Below are 11,109 nucleotides of genomic sequence, written 5' to 3' on the forward strand. Positions count from 1 at the left end.
CCGGAGGAACGGTCAGTACTTCCTCCGCTCTATGCCTGAAACCGTGCGGCAAACCGCCGCTACCAGGCACGCCGCCAGGGATTTTGGCATCGCCAGCGGTAAGGGACGGCTGATCCGGCATGCCGTGTTGCCTCACCTGGAACTCCCCCGTGATGGCTCCCTGGTGAACCGTCTCAACAAAGCGCTGATCGCCGCAGGAAAAGATCAGCTGCAAACTATAAACGGCTTCCGGTTCAACAGGCATGCCGGTGTGGAACAATTCTTCTCTTGCCAGCCGCTGATCTCACCCGGAGGAACGGTAACAATACCGGCGCAAACATTACCGGCGCAGGGTACTGCTACACATGTGGAAGTAAAGCTGGTAGCTGTACGCATCAGCTTCACGGAGCGCCGGGTAACCGGCCGGGCTACTTCTTCTGTGATGATCAATCTGGACACACATTTCCCTGGTGTAGAATGGGAAGCGGCAGTACCGGGAAAAGGTACGTTGCTGGTAATAGTGCAGGTGCGGGCCTTTCATGGGCAACAGGCATCTGCCAACCGGCGCTTTGTGGCAGCAAACCTGCTTAGGGTGGCTATTCCGGCAAATACAAAACAGCGGGTAAAAGCAATGCCTGGTTTCAAAAAGGTATTGTCTTACAAGTTGGCGGCCGCTAAAAGGTATCCCATTACTTCGCGTATACCTTACACAGTAGCTATCCCACAAAGGGAATGAGCGGATCTTCTCCTGATCAAGTCCACCTTACGTACATGGCAAAAGTAAGGTATAAGCAATCCGGAAGCCACTTTACAGGCATCCCTCTCTATTTTCACTACTACTGTAAATGATCAGGAAATTAATTTTTGTCGTACCAGGAATTCCAGTTTCTGGTTTACATCAAGCAGTTTGGCAGTTAATTCTTTGTTCTCTTTCCGGAGGGCATACACTTCATATGCTTTCTCAATATTGTGTTTTAGCTCCTCTTCGTTCCAGGGTTTGGAGAAATACTTATAAACCTGTCCTTTATTGATGGCATCTACAACGGCGTTAATGTCGGCATAGCCGGTAAGCAGCATACGTATTGGCTCGGGGTACTTTTCCAGTATAGATTCAAAAAACTCGATGCCGGTAGTTTTGGGCATCCGCTGGTCCGAGATAATGATGTGAAATTCGTTTTCCGCCAGCAGTTTTTCTGCGTCTTCCGCAGAACTGGCTGTAACTACGTTGTACAGCCTCCTGAATGAAGCTTTGAAAGCATTCAGATTATGTATTTCATCATCAATATAGAGTATATGGATGTGTTGTGCACTCATTTAAGCAGACTTAGTTCCAAGTTATTGATAATAAATGAGTTAGAAACAATGAAACTTTCGATATCGATTTTGTGTCCATTCTGCCCCATTCAACTTAAATCATATAGTAAAACGTTCAACGTTTTACACCTTGCAAAGGTACATATAAACATACTGTTTTAAGACGAATATTTCAAGGATGAATGAACTTTTTTAAAAAATAGCCGTTTCCTTATCCAATAGCGATTTAGTGGGGGAGTTTCCATATTTTCGTGTAGCCATGAAAAGCATGCGTTAACCGCTTTTTTTATAGCGTTCACCGGAGAAAAAACTACTTACACCGGCAAGTGTAAATTCGGGAATACCTTTTGCGCATTTGCCGCACTTAAAACTTAAATTTAAATTCAGATGAAAACAGGAATTATTGTTATTGTAGTACTCGCATTATTGGTCATGTTAGGTTGTGGCAAATACAATGGCCTCGTGACCAAAGATGAAGCCGTGAAAAATAAATGGGGAGTGGTGCAGAGTAGCTATCAACGCCGTGCTGATCTGATCCCTAACCTGGTGGCCACTGTAAAAGGCGCTGCCAATTTCGAAACTGAAACCCTCGAAAAGGTAGTACAGGCCCGCGCCAGCGCTACACAGATCAAAGTAGATGTGAATGATCTCAGCCCTGAAAAAATTCAACAATACCAGGCTGCACAAGGACAGTTAAGCCAGGCCCTCGGCCGCCTGCTCGCCGTATCTGAGTCTTACCCCGACCTGAAGGCGAACGCTAATTTCCAGAATCTCCAGGCACAACTGGAAGGAACGGAAAACAGGATCAACGTAGCCCGCAACGATTTTAACGATGCGGTAAACGTTTACAACAGCTCCGTGCGCACCTTCCCGAATAACATCGTAGCTGGTATTACCGGCTTTAAACAGAAAGGTTATTTCGAAGCCGCCGCCGGTGCTGAAAATGCTCCGCAGGTAAAATTCTAAAAAACAACCCATAAAAGATTGGCCGCCTCCGGGATGCTGGTGTAATACCGGCATCCCGGACCGGAATTAAAAAATATACAGCATGCGCATTTTCCCTTTTAAACGGAAAGAGATTTTTTCAGAAACAGAAAAAGAAAGACTGGTGCACGCTATCCGGGTAGCTGAACGGCTTACCTCCGGGGAAATCAGGTTGTTTGTAGAAAGCCATTGCAGCTATGTAGATCCTATGGATAGAGCGAAGGAAGCCTTCGTATCACTGGACATGGGAAAAACAAGATTGCGCAACGGCGTTTTGGTATATGTGGCCATTAAAGACCGGCAGTTTGCCATCCTGGGCGATCAGGGGATACATGAGAAAGTAGGTAACGACTTCTGGGTAAAAGAAGCCGGGTTATTGATCAGCCATTTCCAGGAGAATCGTATTATCGATGGCATCGAAGCATGTATAGCGGAAATAGGCGCTTCACTCCGTACCTATTTCCCGCATGAAGCCGGTAATGATGATAATGAACTGCCCGACGATATCGTCTTCGGCAAATAAAGCCACTCTTTTTAAACGATTTTAGCTTTGATACAATGAGGATACTACGCTGGTTTTTACCGGGATTATTAATGATGGCGGGTTTGCTGGCAAATGCCCAGAATATACCGCCCCGGCCTAATCCTCCCACTTTAGTGAACGACTTTGCGGGTATATTGCTGAAAAGCGAAGATGAAGCCCTCGAACAAAAAGTAGTGGCTTACTTCGACAGTACCTCTACCCAGATAGCCATTGTTACACTCAAGTCTATCGGTGACTACGATATCAGCCAGGTATCATTAAAAATATTGCGTGATTGGGGAATAGGGACCAAAGGCAAGAACAATGGTATCCTTATTCTTGTTTCACTGGAAGACAGGAAGATCAGGATAGAAACAGGTTATGGTATGGAAGGCGTAGTGCCCGACGCTACCGCTAACCAGATTATTTCCCAGATCATAAAACCAGCTTTCCGGGAAGGCCATTACTACCAGGGGTTGGATGGAGCTGTGGAGGCCATTCAGAAGGCTGCCGCCGGCGAATACCGTGCAGACCCCAGGCAAAGTGAGCCTGGCATCAGCCCGGGCGCTATATTCCTGATCATTATGGTGATCGTGATTATCATTTCCATCATCAGTCGGGGCGGTGGGGGCAGAGGTGGCGGTACCACCTACAACAGGCGGGGAGGATGGATATGGCCGGTGATTGGCGGTATGGGCGGCTTCGGAGGAGGCAGCAGTGGTGGAGGATGGTCCGGCGGTGGAGGCGGAGGTGGCTTCGGCGGCTTCGGAGGAGGTTCCGGAGGTGGCGGTGGCGCCAGTGGCAGCTGGTAATAGCAGGAAAACTATTTTATGTCATATTTGCATGTGTTAAACGGAGATGCTACCCTTGCCTTGTTCCGGCAAAGCAAAGTGCCGGGGGAAATTGTGGTATGCAGGGAAATGATGTGCGAAGGCAAAGTGAAATACACGAAAGATCTCACAGAATTCTTTGAAAGCCGCGCCAAACACCTCGAGTATCACTATGGAATTGATAAGCAAACCTATTTTACCAATGTAGTACAGGAGCTGGAGAAGTTAGACCTCTCCGGCTCCGCTGCAGACGAAATAGTGCTCTGGTTTGAATACGACCTGTTTTGCCAGATCAATATGCTGTTCATCCTCCATTATCTAAGCAGCAGGCTCACTACTCTTCCTACCATCAGCCTGGTAGATCTTCATCATCACCCTACTCCGCAAGAGTTTCCGCAAATCTTTGAACAACGCATACCGCTTCAACCCAACGACCTCACCTGGGCCGCCGATGTTTGGGACGCCTGGTGCATGAGCACTCCACAGGTACTTGAAACGGTTAGCAAGCTGCCCCCGGGGAACCTGAAATACCTCCCCGAGGCAATCACGGCGCACCTGAAACGATTCCCGGATATCAATACGGGCCTGAGCACCATTGAAAACTACTTCCTGCTCCGCCTCGTGCTTGGAAGCTACCGTTGGTACGACCTCTACATGCTTTTCTGGAGTGAACTTGAAATATACGGCTTCACCAACTTCCAACTGGATATCCTCGTCCACCGTATGGCTAACGCCGGCGTAATTGAAGAACATGACCAGATGCTGAAAATTACCAGCCTGGGAAGAGAAATACTGGAGGAAGAAGAAAACTACCTCGATTACGCATCACTGGAGCATCGCTGGCTCGGAGGCGTGCGACTGGCGGGCACACCCTGGCGCTGGGATCCGCAACTCAATGCCCTCGTAGAGATTGAAGCGGATGTTGTCTGACTCAGGATTTTGATGATTTCGCTGATTACACTGATTACACTGATTTTGTTTTCTAGTTAAGATGAAAAAAGGGAGATAAAAGCGGATACCCACTTTCATCACCCCTCTTATATAAAATTCAAAAAATAGAAATCAGGGTAATTTAGTAAGATGAAAAAAGGGAGATAAAAGCAATATCCACTTTCATCTCCCTTTTTACATAAAACTCAAAAATAAAAATCAGTGTAATCAGCGAAATCATCAAAATCCTGAGTCAGACAAAATTCGCTGCATTATTTAATACTCTTCCTGATCTCCTCAGACGCCTTGCGGAAATAATCCGACTGTTTCAGCAGCTCCTCGCGGTTAGCGCCGGTAACGGCAGTTGCTTCCTGCGATTTACTTTTGCTGATCTCCTGCATCCAGTTAGTGATATAGGTGCTTACCTGTGAGTTGTTAAATTGAACGGTCATGGCCTTTACCTGGTCCACGCCTTTAATAACCGCAGGGGTATTGTTGATCTTAGATAAGAAGCCGAGGTAGTCGAAAGCCGCATTCAGCTTATCCTGGCCGGAGGTTTCATCAAATTTGCTGGCCACGAAAGCTATATCTGCAGTATTCCCTTTTCTCGCATATACACCTGCAATAGCGTTTACCAGTTTACCCCTGGTATCGCTTTCCAATTGTTTGGCAATGTTGTAGGCTTTGTCGAGGTCCAGTGTGGCTAAGCCTTCCAGGCCGGCAGCCTCTACACCGTACGACTTATCTTTTGTAGCTGCTTCAAATAAAGCGGCATACTGGGAATCTTTCAGTTCACCCAGTTGCTGCAGGGCGGCAGCACGTACCAGGGAACTGGGATCTTGTTTGGCAAGTTCCACTACAACCGGTAAGGCTGCGGCTTTTACAGCGGTATTGGCCAGGTTCAGTTTCCCGATTGTATAGCTTCTTAAGCCATGGTATTTATCTTTCAGGGCCTGTGTCAGGAGCTTCACCGCTTCAGGATTGGTGGCTTGTGCATCCGCTGCTTCATCAATAGCGATATGGCGGTCCATATAGTTCGGCGCATGTGCGTATTGATACGCATAGGTGCTGAATGCACGATGGTCATCTATCTTGGCTAAAACTACCTTATCTGCATCAACATTCACCAGGTCTGGTTTAGTGGTATAGGAGTAGGTGAAGGAATCGATCCTGTTTTCCATGAAGATGTTATGCCTTTCCTTTTTACCACCGGCATAGATATCGATGGCCATAGGAATATGCCATACTTTGCTGTCTTTCTGGATCTGTTGTAAGATAACGGTCACCGTTTTGGCGGCGTCATTATACTTGTAGCTGATATCCAGCTGGGGGAAGCTTTTGCCAAAATACCATTCATTAAAGAACCAGTTCATATCCCTGCCGGTTACTTCTTCTACTGCAAGGCGCAGCTGGTGCGCTTCCGTAGCCTTAAAGGCATTTGTTTTCAGGTAAAGGTTCAGCGACTTGAAGAAGGCCGAATCTCCGATTGCATTGCGAAGCATATGTAAAATACGGCCGCCTTTCTGGTAGGTGATCTGGTCAAACATATCTTCTTTATCGTGGTAATGGAAGCGTACCAGGTCTTTATCACCGGAGTACTGTACCATCGACATATACGACTGCGTTGCTTCCAGGCTATGTTCATCTGCTGCATCTTTACCATATTTATGTTCCAGCCACAGGTATTCGCTGTAATCGGCAAAGGATTCATTTACGGTAAGATTGCTCCAGGACTCAGCAGTAGCCAGGTCGCCAAACCAGTGATGGAACAGTTCGTGTGCAATTACGCTTTCGTTGTAGTTGTTATTATCGAGCAGTTCACGGTCTGTTTTCTGCATAAATTCTCCGTGAAGCGTAGCTGTGGTATTTTCCATGGCGCCGGAAACGTAGTCGCGGCCTGTGATCTGGGAGTATTTCACCCAGGGGTAATCGTATCCCAGTATGCTGGAATAAAAAGTGAGCATTTCAGGAGTGTTGCCAAAAATGGCTTTGGCATATTTCTCAAAAGGCTTTTCTACATAGTAATTTACTTCCTTTCCGCGCCAGCTGTCTTTTACAATGGCATATTCACCAACAGCCATCATAAACAGGTAAGGGGAGTGGGGAAGATCCATCTTCCAGGTGTCGGTACGGGTACCATCGGCATTGTTTTTCTGCTTAACCAGCTTACCGTTGGAAAGGGTTACATACTTTTTTTCCACCGTCATGCTGATTTCCTCGGTGCATTTCTGGTTGGTTTTATCGATAGTGGGAAACCAGGCGGAAGAGCTTTCAGTTTCGCCCTGGGTCCATATTTGGGTGGGCTTATTGGGATCTTTACCATCCGGGTTGATGAAATAGAGCCCTTTGGCATCGGAGATGGCGGCGCTACCCTTTACTTTAAGCTCATCGGGTTTTGCTGTATAACTGATATAGATGATATATGATTCAGTGGCTTTGTAGCTTTTATCCAGTGCGATATGCAGCTGAAGACTGTCGTAGCTGTATTTCAGGGCATTGTTTTTACCTGCCTTTACTACCGCTACTTCCTTGATGTCCATGCCCTTTGCATCCAGTGTAAGGGAGTCGGTGGCATAAAAATGAGGCTTGAGGGTTATCCAGGCTTTGCCATAGAGGTACCGTTTGGCGTAGTCGAAACGTACGTCCAGCTTCGTATGTACCAGGTCGTTCACTTTGGTGGCAGATGCGCGGTAGATCTTTAATGCGGGGTCGTCCTGGGCAGTGTTGTCAGATTGGGCCATCAGGTTAGTGCTCATCGCCAGACCGGCTATTCCTCCGATCAGCATCCCCATCAGGGATTGCTTCAGATGTAGATTCATGTAAAAGACTGTTTTAAACAAATGTATTGGCTTGGGCCAATTTAAAAGAGTCAAATTTAAACAAATGGGCCAAATATGAGGTAAGTGGTTAAAAATGCTATTTTTGTTACGCCCGGGGGCGCTAAAACAACATTATGATCAAAGCAATAGTGAATGGTAAATCTGCATTTGCCGTTAATAACGATACAAAGGTTACCTGCGATAACCAGGAAGTGGATTGGTCGGCGGTGAAGCTGCCTTCCGGCGATTACAGCGTTATAATGGATGGCCACAGTTACCAGGCGCAGGTTTTGAGGATAGAGAGAGAGACCAAAACGGTAGTATTGCAGGTAAACCAGCAACAGTTTGAAGTGGTGATAGAAGAGCCGATCGACCAGCTGCTGGCGTCTATGGGTATCAAAGATGCCATGACGAGGAAGGTAAATGATATCAAGGCGCCAATGCCGGGCCTGGTGCTCAAAGTGCTGGTAACCCCGGGGCAGGCCATCAAAAAAGGCGACCCGGTACTGATCCTGGAAGCTATGAAAATGGAAAATGTGTTCAAGGCCGGTTCAGACGCTATCGTAAAAGAAATTAAGGTATCAGAGCGCACCGCAGTGGAAAAAGGCGAAGTGCTGATCGTGCTGGAATAATATTTGCACAAGGAGAGTTTTATACCAATCTATAGTATGCATCTTAAATACAGGACAGTAATATTCGTGTGGGCATGTCTGTTACTATGCGGCCGGCTGTGGGCGCAGGAGCAGCAGCTCCACTACGTATATATCCAGAGCGAGAAGGGACAGCCGTTCTATGTAAAGCATAACGGCAAAGTGTTGAGCTCCACCGACAGGGGCTATATTATCATCCCCCGGCTGGAAACCGGTACGGCGCCTATTACGGTAGGCTTTCCCAATAAAGAATCCAAAGAAGCACAGTTTAACCTGAGAATAGCCAAAACTGATCAGGGTTTCCTGCTGAAGCAGTCTGGCGAAGCCGGTTATTCTTTATATAACCTGCAAACCTTCCGGGAACTGAAGTCCGGTGCGGGGGAAACAGCGTTAGCAGCAGCGCCGCCAGCTCCGGACGCTGTTGTACCTGAACTGGACACTGCCAAAAAGGAAATGATGACTAACCTGCAAAAAGACCTGGAAACCACTTTTGCAGATAAAGCCATTGTAACAGGCCCGGCTAAACCTGCCCCGGCAAAATCAGGCAATTCATTTGCCTCCGCGTTGGATAAAGTAGTGGTGGGGGGCGACGACAGGGACGAACCGGAACCGCTGCCGGAAGTGAAAAAGGAAGTAGCTCCTGCAGAAGCCGCACCTGCAGCCGTTGAAGTGAAAAAATCCCGGAAGAAACGTAACAGGGGAGAAAGAGAACCTTTAACAGAAGAAGAACAGGCAATTTTGAGCGGGGTACTTGCAGAAGAAAATAAAACTGCCGCCAGTGAAGCCGCTGCGGAAGAAGCAGCCAAAGCTGCTGCAGGTACAGAAGAAGAGCCGGTAAAAAAGAAATCAAAGAAACACAAGGCAAAAGAAGGAGATCCCGACTTTATAGAATTCCAGGACGGTGGCGCGCCTGCACCGGTTGCCGCAGCAACGGAAACCGCCGCTACTGCGCCTACGGTAGTGGAAGTGCCGGTTACCACAGAAGAAGCCCCGGTACGCAACAAAAAGAAGAGGAAGAAGATCTTTGATGATACCGAGCATCCGGCCAATGTTATTACGGATTCCAGCGGTTATGGCATCGCAATAACAGATGAAGAACCGGTACGCAGCAAAAAGAAAAAGAAACGCGGTGACGAGGAAATGGTGAATGCAGACGCTGCAGGGGCGCCGTTAGGAGCGGAAGTAACAACGGAAGCTGCGCCTGCTGCTAAAAAGAAGGCAGATACGCGCCTGATCAATTCCGATTGCGCCAATGTAATGGACGATGATACCTTCCGCAAGGTGCTGCGCAAATTTGTAGCCGCCAGAACGGATAACAGTATGATTGATGTGTTTAAGAAACAAACCCGCAACTATTGCCTGCAAACAGCCCAGGTGAAAACCCTGGTGCAGCTGCTCACTGCAGACGATACCCGCTATCGCTTGCTGGATGCTGCTTACCCTAAAACACTGGATACAGAGAAATATGGCTCCCTGGAAACCCTGTTGATCGACGACTATTACAGGGGCCGGTTCAAAGCCATGTTACATAAATAATATCACCTTCATTTTTACGGAGTTATGGGAAGATGAACCATTGGTTTATCTCACCATAACTCCGTAATTCATTCCGGATAGTTTGTAATTCTTTATTTTCGCCCCCATATGAACAGGTACTTTATAGAAGTAGGATATAAGGGGGCGCAGTACAGCGGTTTCCAGGTGCAGGAGAATGCACATACCGTGCAGGCGGAAATAGACAGGGCGTTAAGCATCTTATTCCGCGAAACGATAGAGAGCACCGGCTCCAGCAGAACCGATGCCGGTGTGAATGCACAACAGAACTTCCTGCACTTTGATACGGCATTGCCGTTGCATCCGCAGTTCCTGTATAAGATCAACGCTATTCTCCCCGACGATATAGTGCTGCGTGCCATCTACCTGGTGCCACCCGATGCCAACAGCCGCTTTGCAGCACTGGCACGGTCCTATGAGTACACATTATATACCCGTAAAGATCCTTTCCTGAAAGACCGCGGATACTTTTTTCCTTACAGGATAAATATCGATGCTTTGCAGGAAGCAGCAGAAGTGATTAAAGGTTACAGTGATTTTACCACGTTTTCCAAACGCAATACGCAGGTGAAAACCTATATATGTAACATTACCGAATCCTACTGGACAGTAAATGGTGAACGTATAGTCTATAACGTTACCGCCAACCGTTTCCTCCGGGGGATGGTACGCGGCCTGGTAGGAACTATGCTGAGGGTGGGCCGCGGCAAGCTTTCCATAGATGAGTTCAAAGCTGCAATAGAAAGCCTCGATTGTACAAATGCGGATTTTGCAGTTCCCCCGCAGGGATTGTTTTTAATGAATGTGAGATATCCGGAGGGGCTTTTACAGCCGCTGAGCTTTGATCATCAATAATTCTTTATGCCTGTAATCCTTTCTGGTGAAGGGTTACAGGTTTTTTATAAAAATAGTTCTCCAAAAAAGTTGGAAGTGTAAAAAAAGCGCCTACCTTTGCGCTCCGCTTTGATAGAAAGCAGGCATACAAAAGCTCTTTCCAACACTACATTTCTGCATTTATTTTATTATCGTGATCCGGTCGCTAATACCTGGTACCAGTGCATCTGCGGTTGGCTGTGATGAGAAAATAAAATTTAAAAAAATCTTTAAAAAGATTTGGAAGAAATCAAAAGTTGATTACCTTTGCAACCCCAACAACAACGGGGCAGCGGAAGTTGCGAAACGAATTGAAAAGATGTTTGACTGCAGCGTCACAGAGATCGGATCTCACACATCAGCTACTGGTCATGTAAGTGACCAAAAGTTCTTTGAAAGAATGGAAACAACAGCACGATTCAAATTAGTGATAGTTTGAATCAAACACAGGTAATGTTATAGCTAACATAATTAACAAACGATCCGACCGATTTCGAGAGAAATTAGTCAGTATCAAAACTTCTTTACAATGGAGAGTTTGATCCTGGCTCAGGATGAACGCTAGCGGCAGGCCTAATACATGCAAGTCGAGGGGCAGCACAGGTAGCAATACCGGGTGGCGACCGGCAAACGGGTGCGGAACACGTACGCAA

At 47.1% G+C, this 11,109-nt stretch carries 10 protein-coding genes and 1 rRNA gene; 9 read left to right on the plus strand and 2 right to left on the minus strand.

Features of this window, described 5'->3' with window-relative positions; all coding sequences use genetic code 11:
* The coding region (locus tag VIM72_RS09550; RefSeq protein WP_332002607.1) for a hypothetical protein at positions 1 to 715 on the plus strand (715 nt) is incomplete at its 5' end.
* Positions 716 to 828: 113 nt separating this feature from the next.
* Here the strand turns inward: VIM72_RS09550 and VIM72_RS09555 are convergent.
* Positions 829 to 1,293: a response regulator gene (locus VIM72_RS09555; RefSeq protein ID WP_332002608.1), complete on the minus strand. Its 465-nt coding sequence runs from the start codon at positions 1,291 to 1,293 to the stop codon at positions 829 to 831.
* A gap of 387 nt (positions 1,294 to 1,680) precedes the next feature.
* On the opposite strand from VIM72_RS09555, the gene VIM72_RS09560 reads away from it, so the two are divergent.
* The 4 genes from VIM72_RS09560 (at position 1,681) to VIM72_RS09575 (ending at position 4,560) form a co-directional block, all read left to right on the plus strand.
* A complete protein-coding gene (locus tag VIM72_RS09560; RefSeq protein WP_332002609.1) occupies positions 1,681 to 2,259 on the plus strand; it encodes a LemA family protein in 579 nt (192 codons plus the stop codon).
* Between the two features lie 82 nt (positions 2,260 to 2,341).
* A complete protein-coding gene (locus VIM72_RS09565) occupies positions 2,342 to 2,800 on the plus strand; it encodes a TPM domain-containing protein (protein ID WP_332002610.1) in 459 nt (152 codons plus the stop codon).
* A gap of 35 nt (positions 2,801 to 2,835) precedes the next feature.
* Complete coding sequence (locus VIM72_RS09570) at positions 2,836 to 3,612, plus strand: TPM domain-containing protein (protein ID WP_332002611.1); 777 nt, start codon at positions 2,836 to 2,838, stop codon at positions 3,610 to 3,612.
* Between the two features lie 18 nt (positions 3,613 to 3,630).
* Positions 3,631 to 4,560 carry a hypothetical protein gene (locus tag VIM72_RS09575; RefSeq protein WP_332002612.1) on the plus strand — a complete coding sequence of 310 codons (930 nt, stop codon included), beginning with the start codon at positions 3,631 to 3,633 and terminating at the stop codon, positions 4,558 to 4,560.
* 272 nt (positions 4,561 to 4,832) lie between these two features.
* Here the strand turns inward: VIM72_RS09575 and VIM72_RS09580 are convergent, their stop codons facing one another.
* Positions 4,833 to 7,379 carry a M1 family metallopeptidase gene (locus VIM72_RS09580; protein ID WP_332002613.1) on the minus strand — a complete coding sequence of 849 codons (2,547 nt, stop codon included), beginning with the start codon at positions 7,377 to 7,379 and terminating at the stop codon, positions 4,833 to 4,835.
* Between the two features lie 134 nt (positions 7,380 to 7,513).
* Between VIM72_RS09580 and VIM72_RS09585 the strand changes: the two genes are divergently transcribed.
* The 4 genes from VIM72_RS09585 to VIM72_RS09600 all read left to right on the plus strand — a co-directional run.
* Positions 7,514 to 8,011: a biotin/lipoyl-containing protein gene (locus VIM72_RS09585; RefSeq protein ID WP_332002614.1), complete on the plus strand. Its 498-nt coding sequence runs from the start codon at positions 7,514 to 7,516 to the stop codon at positions 8,009 to 8,011.
* Between the two features lie 36 nt (positions 8,012 to 8,047).
* Complete coding sequence (locus tag VIM72_RS09590) at positions 8,048 to 9,565, plus strand: DUF4476 domain-containing protein (RefSeq protein ID WP_332002615.1); 1,518 nt, start codon at positions 8,048 to 8,050, stop codon at positions 9,563 to 9,565.
* Positions 9,566 to 9,673: 108 nt separating this feature from the next.
* Complete coding sequence (gene truA / locus VIM72_RS09595; RefSeq protein WP_332002616.1) at positions 9,674 to 10,438, plus strand: tRNA pseudouridine(38-40) synthase TruA; 765 nt, start codon at positions 9,674 to 9,676, stop codon at positions 10,436 to 10,438.
* A 544-nt stretch (positions 10,439 to 10,982) separates the two neighbouring features.
* Positions 10,983 to 11,109: ribosomal RNA gene (locus tag VIM72_RS09600) — 16S ribosomal RNA — on the plus strand; the annotation flags it as partial.

Origin of the sequence: Chitinophaga sp. (assembly GCF_036569185.1) — a bacterium.
Lineage (GTDB): Bacteria > Bacteroidota > Bacteroidia > Chitinophagales > Chitinophagaceae > Chitinophaga.